The sequence below is a fragment of the Leifsonia aquatica genome, assembly GCF_014190775.1.
GTDB lineage: Bacteria > Actinomycetota > Actinomycetes > Actinomycetales > Microbacteriaceae > Leifsonia > Leifsonia aquatica.
Genome location: NZ_JACHVP010000006.1, coordinates 110,766 through 124,762 on the forward strand (window position 1 = coordinate 110,766; position 13,997 = coordinate 124,762).

The following is a 13,997-nucleotide window of genomic DNA, read 5'->3' on the forward strand; positions in this document are numbered from 1 at the left end:
GTCATTCCCCTTCCAGCGGGACCGGGAGTGCCGCGGTGACGAACCCGGCTGCCTGCTGCCCTGACATGGACGCCAGCACGAGACGTGCCGGATGCGAGGCCTGCTCGATATCAGTGCGCGCCTTGGCGAGAGCGTCCTTGGACTCGGCGGAGATCGTCACGAACCCGCGGTACTGGACGTCGCCGAACCCGTCGACAAGGTCATGCTCCCGCACCGCGAGGTCCTCCTCCTCCCGCAGATGGGTCAGCGGAATCCGCGACGACAGCTTCATCCGAATCGTCGCTGCGGTCTCCATGTCCGACTGGGCCCGATTCAGCTGGGCCAGCGCCTTGTGAGTCGCCACCGGCCGCACCTGCAGGGTGATCACCCTGGTCGCATCGCCGGTATAGAGAAGTGGCTCGAGGAATCCGGTGCGGACGTCTGTGCGCGGCCACTCGGCGACCCAAAAGGTCTGGTGCCAGGACTCGTCCACCCGCATCGCATCCCAGCCCTCGTCGATCCCCATCACCGGCGACGGCGCAGATACGATCCCGGAGTCCTGCTCACGTCGCGTCGCTGCGGCCACGGGGTCGGCGGACAGGGCGTTCAGCTCGTCGAGCTCGTCCGAAGTCAGCCATCCGGCCGGGGTGAGCCGGGCGTGCTCCATGGACGTCTCGATGCCGGCGACCCGCTCCTTGAGCACGGCGGCAAGGCCGGTGAGTCCTTTCCCCGCGTCGCGGATAGCGCCGTTGAGCGCGGCGGTGTCGAAGGTGAGGGTGATGTAGTTCGTGAACCCCATCGACCGCTTCGAGGCCGCCTGGGTCAGCGCCCAATACTGCTCGCGCAGCTCGGCGGTGACCTGCGGGTCGTGTTCGTTCTCCCTAACGACCAAGTAGTCCCGCAACTCATTCGAGGACGCCCGGTCGACGCGGATCCGGATGGTGGTCTCACGGACACCGGGCAGGTTCTCCAGCGAGCTGAGCCATTCCACGAACCCGTCGTACGCGGCTTCTTGAGTGCCCTTGTCGCGAAGCGCCCAGGCTTTCGATCCGACCTTGACGGTGACGGAGGCGAGTCTTCCGCGGGCGTTGTAGATGAAGCCGCCGGCACCAGGGATCTGGACGATCTGCGCGTCCCCGAGCGCGCCGGGGAGGAGGAACTTGGAGGTCACGACCGGGGTGACCGCGGCGACCTGCGCGTGCCCGACGTTGAGGGAGGCAACGCTCACCCGGAGCCAGACATCGCGACGGAAGATCGTCTGGCCGGTCAGGCTCCTGCGCGCGTAGCGGGCCGCTTGGGCGACGATCACGATCACGGGTTCGCGCCGGTAGGTGGCGAGCGCGAAGAACACCACGACGGCAACGATCGGGATCATCACCCAGATCGCGTTCGTGTCGATGAACAGCGTGGAGAGCAGGACCGCGACGGCGGCGCCGATCACCACCAGCTGCAGGAACGTCAGACCGAGGAAGATCCCGCGGCGTTCCCGCGCGGCGAAGCGGACCCGGGGTGCGCCTTCCTCCGTGATGATCTGGTCAGCGGTGAGGGTGGTCATGAGTTATCTCCCAACCTTGACGACTCGTGCCGCGGTGCGGACGGGCGCGGCGGCGGTGCTCGCCCGGGAGAACTGATCGCGGACGGAGAACCGGTGGTGGAGCGCGGTGCCGACTTCAGCACCGGCGAACGAGACGAGCTTGGTCGCCCACAACGGGCTGAACGACGCGGCGATCACCGCGCCGGCGGCGACGAGGATGACGCCGATACTGAGGCTGGCCTTGGTCAGCTCTACAGCCAGAAGGACCACACCGGCGGCGAGGGGCTTGGCGATAAGCAACCCGACAGAGAGGTTCAGCCAACGTTGGGCCCAGGCGGTTAGCTTGGGCTGGCCGATCATCATCAGCCCGACCGGGGCCATCGCGGCAAGCGCCAGGAGTCCGAACTCGCGGATCGACATGGCGATGAACAGGAACAGCGATGCGATCATCATCAAGCCGACGATGAGCAACGCCATCACGTATTCGCCAACCGAACCTGGACCCTGTGCCCCTTGGATGGCCATACCCCAGATCACGCCGTCCTGGGAGAACTGCATGGTCTTCATCACGGCGCCGTGGATCTGCTTCGGGGCGTCGAAGAGGCCGACGACCCGGAGCAGGCTTTGGCTCAGGTCGCCGCCTTGGACGGCGGTGGTAAGCGCGTGCGTGATGTCGTCGGTGATGCCGGAAGCCTTCTGCATCCCCCACACGCAGATCGCGCTGAACGGGATGGCAAGGGCGGCGCCGACGGCGGTGCGGCCGATGCGTGACCAGTCCTGAAGGATCATCGCGATGCCGATCTGGACCAGCGCGACGATCAAGATGACGGGTGCGGTGACGGCGATCCAGAACAGGAACTGCGAGTGGGCGATGTTCCAGCTGCCCTGGTCGATGTTCGTGTTGAAGGAGCCGGCGATCATCGTCGCGATGAAGTCGCCGAGGTTCTTGATGGTGGACCCCATGAACTGGGCGATCGTTTGGGATGCCTGGCACCCGAAGTCGGCGACAAAGCAGCCGTAGTTCGGGGCGAACGGATCCGGTGGTGCGGAAGCGACAGTGGCGATCATGATGGTCACGCCACGTGGAGCGACTGGCCCCAGTTGATCAGTCCGGCGATGCTGCCGGCGACTGCGACCCCGGCGAGGCAGCTGAGCACGCCGATGATCCCAGCCTTCTGCACACGGCCGTTGCTGGAGACGTGGCCGACGACGATAAACCCGGCGGCGATCAGGCCGCCGATCACGCCGAGGATGAGCACGATGGCGAACACGACGTTCGCGATCGTCTGCAAGGCCCCGACGCCGGGCCCGGAGAAGTCCGGGCTGGGGTTCGGCACCGCCGCCACGGTGATGATGCGTGCGTGGACGGTGACGAGGGCTTCGTTGAGGGTGTTCATGATTCTTGGTTCCTTTCCGTGGGATCGGTCGACGGTTCGGGTTCTTGTGCTTCGCGCATGCGCCGGGCGGCGAGGTAGCCGGAGGCGGCGATGCCGAGCAGAGCGATACAGATCAGAGTCAGCAGGCCGAGGAGGTTGATCAGCAGGTCCATGACGGTCACTCCCCGCTCGCGGAGGCTGCGCCGGTCGCGGAGGCCGGAAGGGGGACGGTGAGGATGTTCGCCTTGCCCTCTGACGGGATGTTCACGGTGAGTTCGAGTTGGTCGACGTCGGCGGGGACGTAGTAGGCGGCGGCGAACGATCGGCTCTTCTCGTTCGGGACCGTCCAAGTCGTCTGTCCGTGGAAGAGCCCCGCGGGCAGCCAGGGCACGCCAACGGCTTTGGCGGCGGCGGGTCCGTCGACGGTGTCGAGGACGGCCGGTTCGGGGCGGCCGTCGAACTGGGTGCCCTTAAGGGTGGTGCCGGTGACGTCCTGGAAGTCCTGGTTGCCCTGGGAGGGGATCCACTTGCCGGTCATAGTGACCTTCAGCAACAGCACTCGGGTTCCGACCGGGAAGAGCTCGGAAGGCGAGTCCGGGAGCGTGCACCGGCAGCCGTGCTTGGCCTTGAAGGTGGTGCCGGGGTAGACGTCGACCCAGACGCTGCTGACGATGCCTGATGCCGCCGGCATCGCATCCTGTGCGGACGTCGACGTCGGCGTTGGTTTGGCCGGCGCGACTGTGGTGAACGACGGGTTCCGTGTTGGCGTCGTACCGACGCAGCCGGCGAAGGCCAGGCATGGAAGGAGGGCAACGAGTGCGATCAGCTTCTTGTTCATCTCAGTTCACCTCGGTTTCGTATGCGTCCTTCACTTAGAACTTCCGGTACGGAGCGATTTGTGGCGCGCATTTGGGAGACTCGTTTGGTCAGGGCACTTGGATGTGCTGGTGGTTGCAGGTATCGGGAAAGTCGCTGGTGAAGTTCATGAGCACACCGAGCGTCATGTGAGCGCGGGACCGGCAGTCGCTTTGACCGACCGATGACCCGCGCGGCGCGTACGGGTCCAGGGCGTGGATCAGCTGGACGGAAAGCGGGTCGGCGCCGGTTAGGGATTGGCGGTTGATCGCGTAGAAGTCGACGGCCTTGCCTTTCCAATGGGCGGACGCTGTTCCCGCTCCTGGGGTTGTGCCTGTGCAGCGCCGGTTGAGGTCGCTGACCCCGACCTGCTGGAAGGCCTGGACAGCTACGACGATCAGCTGGAGGACGTGCGCGTCGATCGTGCAATCCGGCGTCGCGGTACCGTCAGCCATGTTGATGACCTGCTGCTGGTAGCGGGGTTCGAGGAAGTTCAGCTTCTTCGCCTGAATCGCACCGACGAGGACTACAGCGGCAGCGGCAGCGTCTGCCGGCACCTGACACGCACGGGCGCTCGCTCCCGTCAGTGCGGCGAGGACCTGCTCGGCGGGAGTCCAGAACGGGGCGTAGTGGTACGGGTCGGCGTTGATCTGGACCGCGTGGGCGACCAGGGTCGGCGCGAGGGTCTGCCAGTCCGGGACGTGCAGCATGCGTGTGTAGAACGCGGCGGCTGCGGTCGCCGGGTCCATCCGCTCCCCAGGGGTGCCATAGCCGGCGCCCTGCTGGAAGACGCCGATCGTGGTGTTGTCGACGGCGTCCCCGTGATCGAGGTTCCGCAGCCCTGACTCCCCAATCGCGACCATCAACGCGAGTGTCTGCCCGTGCGGGGGCACGCTCATCTGCTGGCCGACAGTGATGATTGTCGCGGCGATCTTCAATTGATCAGGCCCGTAGCCGTCCACGTTCTGGCCTGCCTCGACCGACGGGACGGATCCGCCGCACACTCCCCCGCCGCCACCGAACCCGTTCGCCCCCATCGCGAGCACTAGCGACACCGGCACGGCGACGAGAGCGACAGGGACGACCAGCACGATGACGGCCGCGACGATCAGCAGGTTCCGAGTCGTTTTCGGATGCGTCACGGCATGAGCTGCCGCCGCGCCCGCACTGATCATGCCGCCACCTCCAACTCGAGGACGTCCCGGGCGATCATCAGCAATCGCTTGGCGGTCGCGATCCGGGCTCGCGCCGAGCCGGGATGGATGTGGAGGGTGGCGGCGATGGTGTCTGCGTCGTCGCCGATCATCTCGGCGACTTCCCGGAAACCGCCGGTCTCGGGCACGCACGACACGATCACGGACCCGGTCATCGGCAGTCCCGCGTCCGCGGCCGCGAGCGCGGCGAGCACGGTTCGGGCGGTCTGGCACACCCGCTCGCGGATCGTGCGGACACTGCGCTTGGACAGCTGGCGGGCTTCTGCCACCCGCTCGGCGTCGCCGTCGGCCAGGCTCAGGTCGCTCATCACGTGCCAGTCGGATGGGCCGACGTAGTCGGCGACCAACACCATCCAGCGGTGAGCGTCGAACCGGCGGATCATCGTCTCGAGCGGGTCGATGTCCGAGTCGGACTCGATGTTGACATCGATGGTGATTTCGTCCATCGGGCGATACTTCCGCTCGATCTCCCGCAGCACGACGTGACGGGTGATGCCGAACGCGAAAGCATGCGGAGTCCCCAGCTCCGGGTCAAAGGTGGAGCATCGGTGCCAGACCGTTTCGCGGGCCTGCTGTAAGACGGCGTCGACCTCATTCGGCCAGCCGCGCAATTGGAAGCGGACGTACGGCTGCAACGTGTCGACTTCACGGAGCAGCTCTGTGAGAAGAGCATCGGTCCGCGTGCGGACTTTGGTTCCTCCAGCCACGAGATCACAACCTTCCTTGCATGGAGGTGGCTACTGCGAAGGACCGGGTTCGAACCGTATCGGCTCGTCAGAACAGGGCTGTGTCAGCGCGAATGAGCGCGCGGGAGCCCTCCTTGGACTAGGAAGGTTGGATGTTCCGAGCTGCGCCGGGATGGGAGCTTCGGGGCGGCGCGCCCGGACTCGATGATGGAGTGGCGGCTTCGACTCTGAAGTTCGGGGGTCTCAGCCACGATGCGTCACCGCCGCCCGGACTCGCCCAGCGAGGCCAGCAACACGGTGAAGAGGGTAAGAATCTGCCGCTCCATTTGGTGCCGCACGCTACCCCCGAACAGGGGTAGCCGGTCGGCGGCACGCCGGGGTGAACCGGGTGTTCTACTGACAACTCTCGCATTGCAGATCATTCATCGGATCGACGGGCACTAGATACCCGTCGACGAAGTCCTGAATGACCCCCGGGACAGATGGCGCTGACTCGGTTAGGCGAACACTCCGGTCTTCGTCCGCACACTCGCTTCCACCCATGCCAACACCTCCTCCCGCTTGTAGAGGACGGCGCGGGCCGTCGGCTTGTAGAACCGTGGCCCCTGACCGCGGTGACGCAGTTGCGCGAGCGCCGCGATCGAAATGCCGGTCAGCTCAGCTGCTTCCGCTGGCTGGATGAATTCTCCTATCATTCCCGTCTCCTTCGTTTCGACAACCTAGGAGCCTTCTAGCTGTTGACAATACGGTAGCAACTTTCTCGTCGCTTGACAACAGGAGAGGCTGTAGGCTGTAGAAATGGCGGACTTTCGATCGGAGAAGAACATCGGCGCACGGATCAGATTGGCGCGCCGAGAACGGGGATTCCGCACGACCGAGGACCTGGCCGAAGCCATCCCCGGCGGCAACCTCACACCGTCGATCCTGGAGAACATCGAGTCCGGCCGGAAAGCCGATCTCAGCGTGAGCCAGTTGCTCAACATCGCGCGCGGACTCAACGTCCCGGTGAGTCTGCTGCTTGCTCCGATCGGCACGCCCAACGCTGAACTCGACCTGCCAAACCTCAGCGACGACTTCGCGGGCATGACAGCGACTGAATTCGACTGCTGGCTTTCCGCAACGTCCGGGAGCGCTTATCGGCCGCGTCTGGCTTCCGAGCGCTCTGACATCGAGATCCTCGCGTCGCTGCGCGAGCTCGGGACTTTGCGCCGCGAGCTTGATCGCCTGCAGATCGTCCTGGATACCCAGAAGGCATCCGGCGACCGCGACTTGATCGCGTCCAACGGCGAGGTGCAGCAGCGCCTCGACCGCATCCGCCGCGAGGCCACCCGCGTCGGCGAACTCCTCGCCAGCGCCGGCCTCACTGGCATCATGAACGACCCGGCCGACTAGCCGGAGAACCAAGGAGGTGTAGCGCAGAGCGAAGCTCATGGGAAGCATCGAGAGCTACCAGACCGCCAACGGACGCCGCTACCGCGTGCGCTACCGCGATCCCGACCATCGCTCACGCGAGAAGGCCGGGTTCACACGGAAGTTCGACGCCGAACAGTTCCTCGCCACAACCACCGTGACGACTTCGCGCGGTGAGTGGGTCGATCCCTCATCGGCCAAGGCCGAGGTCGGCGCACTTGCTGCAGAGTGGCTCGCCTCGCGCAGCAATCTCAAGCCGTCATCGCTCCGCCCGCTTGAAGGCTCGTGGCGCAAACACGTCGCGCCGAAGTGGGCACACCGTCGCGTCGGCGAAATCCGACACAGTGAAGTGCAGAGCTGGATCGCCGAGATATCAAAAGTCAGCTCGCCGACCGTCGTCATTCGCGCACACGGGGTGCTTGCCGGGATTCTCGACATCGCGATGCGGGATCGGCGCATCACGCAGAACCCTGCCCGCGAAATCAAGTTGCCCCGCAAGATCCCGAAGGAGCACGTCTACCTCACCCATCAGCAGGTCCACGACCTCGCGAAGGCCTCGGGTGACCGCGCGCCGATCATCCTGCTGCTCTGCTACACCGGCCTGCGCTGGGCCGAGATGGTCGGCCTGCGAGTGAAGGACATCGACTTCGAACGGCGACGTATCCGCGTCTCCGAGAACGCGGTCGAGGTCGACGGGATCATCGAAGTCGGCACACCGAAGTCGCACAAACGCCGCACTGTCCCTTTTCCCCATCTCCTGGACCCGGCGCTGCGTCCGTTGGTCGAGGGCAAGGGGCCGGACGAGCTCGTCTTCGCCGACAAGCGCGGCATGTACCTGCGGCGCACTCGAGTGAGCACCGCATCACGTTCTTGGTTCGTGACCGCACGGATCTCGGCTGGCATCCCACAGATGACCATTCACGATCTCCGGCACACCGCAGCGAGCCTCGCCGTGTCGGCCGGCGCCAACGTAAAAGCCATCCAGCGGATGCTCGGCCACGCCTCCGCAGCCATGACTTTGGATATCTACGCCGACCTCTTCGACGATGACCTCGACGACGTTTCGGCACGCCTCGATGACGCCGCGACGAAATCAGTTGTGGGGTTTTTGTGGGGGATGGGCAAATCTGGCCAGAAAAAACCCCCGGAATCGTTGAGTTTCCGGGGGTTTCGATCGGCGGAGACGGAGGGATTTGAACCCTCGGTCCCCTTACGGGGACTCCACCTTAGCAGGGTGGTGCACTAGGCCGAACTATGCGACGTCTCCTCGGCGCCCGCGAGCAGGCGCACGTCAGCCATCATAACGGACGCGGGCGGCCGTCTGGGACACGGGACTCTCAGGCTCCGGTGTAGGCCATCCGGGAGATCTGGTCGAAGATGCTGGTCGTGAGGGTGATCGTCCAGATCGTCGACACGATGAACGACAGTGCGATGACGGCGATCGCTCCCCACATCGGCGCCATGCCGCGGCGGTTCGCGACAGAGCGGACGATCACGGTGCGGCCGATGACGTAGACGAGCGGGCTGAGGAACGACCAGGCCCAGTGGAACGGACGGACGACGCCGCGGCGCGTGAGCTCGCGATAGTCGAGCCAGCTGAAGACCACCAGCGCGGCGTACGACAGCCAGCTGACGCCCATCAGCACGAAGTACCAGGGTCCGCCGATGAGGGCGAGCGGGTCGGGGATGGTCGGCGTGGGGTCGTTGAGGTCGATCGCCGGGAGGTGGATCTGGAGCGTCGGAAGCAGCGCGATGGTCAGCAGCGGCAGGAGGGCGATCAGCCAGATCCACACGGTCCCGACGGGCGTCGCGGGGTTCAGCTCGGGGCGGGCGGGGCGCACGGCCACCGGCTGCGGGTACTGGGGAACCTGGGCGTACTGCGGCTGTGCGGTGGCCGGCTGCGTCGCAGCGGCCTGCGAGACGTGCCCGGTCCACTGCGTGCCGTCCCACCAGCGTTGCGGCGCGGCGCCGTACGGGTCGGCGTACCAGCCGGGGGCGACCCCGCTCGGAGTTCCATTCGCGTCGGTCATCGTGCGCGCCTCCATTCCGCGGCCTGCTCCGGCCGCACCCGCGACCTTACCGCGCGAACCTATGACCGCTCGCGAGACGTGACATCTCGCGGGTCCGGAGGCCCTCGCACCCGCAACAAGTCACGTCTCGCGGACCACGCGTTCCGACAGCCGCCCGTGGAACGCGTGGCTGCGCTCGTCCAGCCCCACGAGCTCCACCTCGGCTCCGTGGGCGGCGTACTTGGTCTCGACGGCGTCGAGGGCGGCGACGCTGGAGGCGTCCCAGACGTGGGAGGCGCTGAGGTCGACGACGACGCGGGCGGGATCGTCGGCGTACGAGAACTGGTCGACGAGGTCGTTGCTGGAGGCGAAGAAGAGCGGGCCGTGCACGCGGTAGTGGGCGACGGATCCATCCTCCGACACCTCGCGGGAGACCCGCACGACGTGCGCGATGCGGCGGGCGAAGAGCACCAGGGCGAGCAGCACGCCGACGCCGACGCCGATCGCGAGGTTGCCGGTCGCGACGGTGACGGCGACGGTCGTGAGCATCACGAGAGTCTCGGGCACGGGCATCCGGCGCAGGGTGGAGGGGCGCACGCTGTGCCAGTCGACGGTCTGCAGCGCGACGATCATCATGACCGCGGCGAGCGCCGCCATCGGGATCGCCGCCATCACCGGGGAGAGCACGCCGACGAGCAGGAGGAGGAACAGTCCGGCGACGAGCGTGGAGAGACGGGTGCGCGCCCGCCCGATCTGCACGTTGACGACGGTCTGGCCGATCATGGCGCATCCCGCGACTCCGCCCCAGAAGCCCGCCAGGATGTTCGCGAGGCCGAGACCCCACGACTCGCGGCCCTTCGCGGAGCGGCTGTCGGTCAGCTCGTCGACGAGCTTCGCGGTCAGCAGCGACTCGAGCAGGCCGACGAGGGCGGCGGCGAGCGCGGTGGGGGCGATGATCTGCAGGGTGTGGAGGTCGAACGGCACGGTCCACGGGGTCAGGCCGGGCAGCACGCCGCTGACGCTCCCCTCGTCACCGACGGTCGGGACGGGCAGCCCGAGGGCGAACGCCGCGAGCGTCACCACGACGATCGCGACCAGCGGGGCGGGCACGGCCTTGGTCAGGCGCGGGAGGAACAGCACGATCAGCACGGTCGCCGCGAACAGCGGGTACACCTGCCACGGCACGTCGATCACGTGCGCCAGCTGCGCGACGAAGATCAGCACGCCGAGCGCGTTCACGAACCCGACCATCACCGAGCGCGGGATGTAGCGGACGAGCTTCGCCAGCCCCGCGACCCCGAAGACGACCTGGATGACGCCCGCCAGCAGCACCGTCGGCAGCACGTACGCGGTGCCGTGCGCCTGCACCATCGGCGCGAGGACGAGCGCGACCGAGCCCGCCGCCGCGGTCACCATCGCCGGGCGGCCGCCGAGGAACGACATCGCGATCGCGAGCACGACGGACGAGATGAGCGCCACATCCGGCCCGACTCCCGAGATGAGGGAGAACGAGATCACCTCGGGGATGAGCGCGAGCGTCGTCACCATGCCGGCCAGCACCTCGGTGGCGAACAGGCGCGGACGCTTCAGCACGGCACGCACCGGCACCTGCCCGTTCGGGAGGCGGAACGCGGCGGACGGAGGCGCGGAGGGGGCGAGAGGCATCGGGTCGTGCGCCGGCGGCCGCGCGCGACCGCGCATGACCGCGCGGCAGTCCTTTCGGCAGCGGGAGGGAGGCGCCCGCACCGGGAGGCGGACCTGATCACCCTACCGGCCGCGTCACCACCCGATCGTGTTGAACCACTCCCGTCGGCTCGCGATCTCCGCATCCGTCTCGGCCGCGTCGGTGGTGTCGTGCTCGACGAGCCGGCCGGTGCCGTCGAGGGCGATGAACCGCAGGCAGCGGCCGCAGAGGGCGCGGCCCCCCGGGTACCCGTCGGCGAGCTCACGTGCGGGCCTCCCGGGCTCACCCGAGCCGGGGCAGCGGGGCGCATCGGCGGACGTGTCCGACCAGAGCAGCGCGCCGCGCCGGTGCAGCCCGGGATGCCCGAGCGGCCGGGTGCAGTGCCGCCCTCCGTTGCGGCTCGGGCAGTAGCGCGCGGGTGGGGAGTCCATGCTCCGAACCTAGCCCGCGGCCTGGGGAGAGACCCCCGCGAGACGTGACTTGTTGCGGGTGCGGGGCCTCCCGCACCCGCAACAAGTCACGTCTCGGGGGCCAGGGGCGCGGCCGGGTCCGCGACCGCGACGGGCTCGGGGCCGGGGTCGTTGGCGGGCGGAGTTCCGTGCACCGTGCGCAGCATCGCGGTGACCATCGCGTTCGCGACCGCGATGAGCGGCACCGCGAACAGCGCGCCCGGGATGCCCGCGATCCCGGTGCCCGCGGCGACGCCCACGACGACGGCGAGCGGATGCACCTTCACCGCTCCCCCGACCAGCAGCGGCTGCATCACGTGCGCCTCGAGCAGGTGCACCAGCAGCACTCCGGCCAGCATGATGATCGCCTGCACCGGACCGGCGAAGACCAGCGCGATCACGACGGCGATGATGCCCGACACGATGGCGCCGATCACCGGGATGAACGAGGCGAGCAGCACGACGACGCCGATCGGGATGGCCAGCGGCAGCCCGAGGAAGAACGCCACCAGCCCGATCCCGACGCCGTTGGCCAGCGCGACCAGGATCTGCACGCGCACGAAGCTCGACAGCGTGGTCCAGCCCGCGTCACCCGCGGCCGAGATCGCCGGGCGACCGCTGCTCGGGAAGAGGCGCGTGATCCAGCGCCAGATGCCCCCGCCGTCGATGAGCATGAAGATCGTGGCGAACACCGCGATCAGCGCGCCGGCGAGGAGGTGTCCGGTGGTCGAACCGACCCGCACCGCGCCACCGATGATCTGGCCGCTGTCCTTCGTGATCAGGTCGCCCGCGCTGGAGATGTAGCCGGCGAGCTGGGCGTCGCTCACGCTCCACGGCGGCTGACGCAGCAGGTCGCGCACCCGGTCGTACGCGGCGACCGACTCGCGCTCCAGTTGCGGGAGTCCCGCCCGCACCTGCCACACCACGAGCAGCACGAGCGCGCCGAGCACGGCCGCGAACGCGACGAGGGTCAGCAGGATCGCCAGCCATTTCGGCCAGTGGCGGCGGACCAGGGAGGCGACGACCGGCTGCAGCAGCGCCGACACCAGGAGGGCGACGAGCAGCGGGATGACGATCTCCTGGAACACCATCACCAGGTAGATCACCACGGCCGCGAGCCCGACGATCACGAGCAGGCGCCAGGACCATTCCGACGCCGACCGCACGCCGCTCGGGATGGTGGAGTTCGGGCCGGTCGATCTCGAGGCGGACGCACCTCCCGGTCGCGGACGATTCCAGCGCAGCTCCATCAGCGGTCTCCTTTCGAAGGGACCACCTCATCATCTCCGCGCCGCGCCCGCGCGTAAAACCGTTGACTTCGCGGGGCGGAGGTGGGGATGCGCACGCACATTCGTGCCGAATGTCGCGTTTGGCGGCGCCAAAGTCGACATTCGGCACGAATGGAGGCGGCGGCTACTCGCCGTAGAAGACGCCGTGGCGCCGCTTGGCCAGCAGGTACAGCACCAGGCTGATCGCGCAGAGCACCGCGACGTAGATCGGGAACACGCTGCCGAGCCCGACGCTCTGCAGCCAGACGAACAGGTAGGAGGCGGTGCCGCCGAAGAGGGCGACGCCGATGCCGTACCCGATGCCGACCGCAGTGCCGCGGCAGTACTGCGGGATGAGCGAGTTGGCGACGGTGTTGTAGATCGTCAGGTTGAGCAGCAGCACGAGCGAGCCGCCGAGCATCACACCGGCGAGGGAGCCGACGCCGTTGCCCGTGTAGATCAGCACGAGGAAGATCGTCGGGATGGCCAGGGCCCGCCCGAGCACGAACCAGCGCGAGAGCGCCCACTTGTCCAGGAAGCGGCTGAGCACGAGTGCGCCGACCGTCAGGATGATGCTGAGGGTGGTGCTCACCGCGAAGACGCTCGTCGGGTCCTCGCCGTACGAACCGGTCGCCAGCGAGGGCAGGCCCGACAGCCAGGTGTAGTTGTAGGCCTGGATCGCGCCGACGACGAAGACGACCGCGACGATGCTGAGCCAGTAGTGCTTCACGCCGCGCCACACGCGGATCGACTCCGTGCGGGTGGCGATCGTCCCCGGGTCGGCCGCGCCGTCCTCGGAGCCCAGGGTCTCGGGCAGCGAGCGCCGCAGCCAGAGCACGATGAAGCCGAGCAGGCCGCCGAGGATGAAGGGGATGCGCCAGCCGTACGCGGTCATGCCGGCCGGCCCGAGGAGCGCGCTGGCCGTGAACGCGGTGAGCGGCGCCAGGAGGTTGCCGAGGTTGTTGAAGAACGCCATGAATCCGGCGACGTAGCCGGGACGGTCGGGCACCAGCTCGACGCCGTACGCGTTGCTGAGCGGTGCCTCGATGCCGGTCGAGAACCCCTGGACCAGACGGAGGACGAGCACGATGACGCCGGCCCAGATCCCGAGCACTTCGTGGGTCGGGAGGAAGCCGATGATCAGGCTGGCCAGTGCCGTCGCGCCGACGGCCCAGAGCATGACGACCTTGCGGCCGATCCGGTCGGCGACCAGGCCGAATACGACGCCGCCGACGGGCCGCGCGACGAACCCGACCGCGAACACGGCGAGCGAGTTCAGCGTGGAGGCCGCCGGGCTGGAACCCGGGAAGAAGGCGTTGCCGATGTAGACGGACAGCAGCCCGAACATCGCCCAGTCGAACCACTCGAGCGCGTGCCCGGCACTGAGCGCGAAGAGGTTCCGGGTGGTGTGCGGCCGGGCCGCGGTGGGGACGGCGGAGGCCGAGGGGGCCGCGGTGTCCTGGTTTTCCAACATTCTGTGAGCTCCTTCGCTCATCGCAGATCGGGGGACGGGTTGGGTGGTTCACGGAGGGG

At 67.7% G+C, this 13,997-nt stretch carries 14 protein-coding genes, 1 tRNA gene and 1 pseudogene; 2 read left to right on the top strand and 14 right to left on the bottom strand.

The genetic code is table 11. The features are described 5' to 3' along the window. Position 1 precedes the first annotated feature (1 nt). The 8 genes from FHX33_RS20310 to FHX33_RS20345 form a co-directional block, all read right to left on the bottom strand. The gene (locus FHX33_RS20310; RefSeq protein WP_183428912.1) at positions 2-1,534 is read right to left on the bottom strand and encodes an SCO6880 family protein; all 1,533 of its coding nucleotides are present in this window, start codon (positions 1,532-1,534) and stop codon (positions 2-4) included. A 3-nt stretch (positions 1,535-1,537) separates the two neighbouring features. Further along, a complete protein-coding gene (locus tag FHX33_RS20315) occupies positions 1,538-2,590 on the bottom strand; it encodes a hypothetical protein (RefSeq protein ID WP_183428913.1) in 1,053 nt (350 codons plus the stop codon). Beyond that, on the bottom strand, positions 2,587-2,910 hold the full coding sequence (locus tag FHX33_RS20320) for a hypothetical protein (protein ID WP_021763920.1): 324 nt from the start codon (positions 2,908-2,910) through the stop codon (positions 2,587-2,589). Before FHX33_RS20320 ends, FHX33_RS20315 begins: the two co-directional genes overlap by 4 nt. Further along, a complete protein-coding gene (locus tag FHX33_RS20325; protein WP_021763921.1) occupies positions 2,907-3,062 on the bottom strand; it encodes a hypothetical protein in 156 nt (51 codons plus the stop codon). Before FHX33_RS20325 ends, FHX33_RS20320 begins: the two co-directional genes overlap by 4 nt. 5 nt (positions 3,063-3,067) lie before the next feature. Beyond that, positions 3,068-3,580, bottom strand: a complete 513-nt coding sequence (locus tag FHX33_RS20330) for a hypothetical protein (RefSeq protein ID WP_183428914.1) — start codon at positions 3,578-3,580, stop codon at positions 3,068-3,070. 235 nt (positions 3,581-3,815) lie between these two features. Then, positions 3,816-4,919 carry a hypothetical protein gene (locus FHX33_RS20335; protein ID WP_183428915.1) on the bottom strand — a complete coding sequence of 368 codons (1,104 nt, stop codon included), beginning with the start codon at positions 4,917-4,919 and terminating at the stop codon, positions 3,816-3,818. Continuing rightward, entirely contained in the window at positions 4,916-5,665 is a 750-nt protein-coding gene (locus FHX33_RS20340; RefSeq protein ID WP_183428916.1) for a sigma-70 family RNA polymerase sigma factor, read from the bottom strand. Before FHX33_RS20340 ends, FHX33_RS20335 begins: the two co-directional genes overlap by 4 nt. Positions 5,666-6,141: 476 nt before the next feature. Next, positions 6,142-6,339: a helix-turn-helix transcriptional regulator gene (locus FHX33_RS20345; protein WP_021764201.1), complete on the bottom strand. Its 198-nt coding sequence runs from the start codon at positions 6,337-6,339 to the stop codon at positions 6,142-6,144. Between the two features lie 103 nt (positions 6,340-6,442). Here FHX33_RS20345 and FHX33_RS20350 point away from each other — a divergent pair, with 103 nt between their 5' ends. Then, positions 6,443-7,036, top strand: coding sequence for a helix-turn-helix domain-containing protein (locus FHX33_RS20350; RefSeq protein ID WP_021764200.1), 594 nt, complete (start codon positions 6,443-6,445; stop codon positions 7,034-7,036). 37 nt (positions 7,037-7,073) lie between these two features. Beyond that, a pseudogene (locus FHX33_RS22315) lies at positions 7,074-8,036 on the top strand (tyrosine-type recombinase/integrase); the annotation flags it as partial. A gap of 196 nt (positions 8,037-8,232) precedes the next feature. Here FHX33_RS22315 and FHX33_RS20360 read toward each other — a convergent pair. The 6 genes from FHX33_RS20360 to FHX33_RS20385 form a co-directional block, all read right to left on the bottom strand. Then, positions 8,233-8,321, bottom strand: a tRNA-Ser gene (locus FHX33_RS20360). A 70-nt stretch (positions 8,322-8,391) separates the two neighbouring features. Continuing rightward, the gene (locus tag FHX33_RS20365) at positions 8,392-9,084 is read right to left on the bottom strand and encodes a DUF2510 domain-containing protein (RefSeq protein ID WP_039923123.1); all 693 of its coding nucleotides are present in this window, start codon (positions 9,082-9,084) and stop codon (positions 8,392-8,394) included. Between the two features lie 120 nt (positions 9,085-9,204). After that, entirely contained in the window at positions 9,205-10,728 is a 1,524-nt protein-coding gene (locus tag FHX33_RS20370) for a SulP family inorganic anion transporter (RefSeq protein WP_021764196.1), read from the bottom strand. 114 nt (positions 10,729-10,842) lie between these two features. Beyond that, positions 10,843-11,178 carry a hypothetical protein gene (locus tag FHX33_RS20375; RefSeq protein WP_183428917.1) on the bottom strand — a complete coding sequence of 112 codons (336 nt, stop codon included), beginning with the start codon at positions 11,176-11,178 and terminating at the stop codon, positions 10,843-10,845. Positions 11,179-11,264: 86 nt separating this feature from the next. Beyond that, positions 11,265-12,446 (bottom strand): AI-2E family transporter, encoded by a 1,182-nt coding sequence (locus FHX33_RS20380; protein ID WP_051336998.1) that lies wholly within the window; start codon positions 12,444-12,446, stop codon positions 11,265-11,267. A 163-nt stretch (positions 12,447-12,609) separates the two neighbouring features. After that, on the bottom strand, positions 12,610-13,938 hold the full coding sequence (locus FHX33_RS20385; RefSeq protein WP_021763602.1) for an MFS transporter: 1,329 nt from the start codon (positions 13,936-13,938) through the stop codon (positions 12,610-12,612). Positions 13,939-13,997 lie beyond the last annotated feature (59 nt).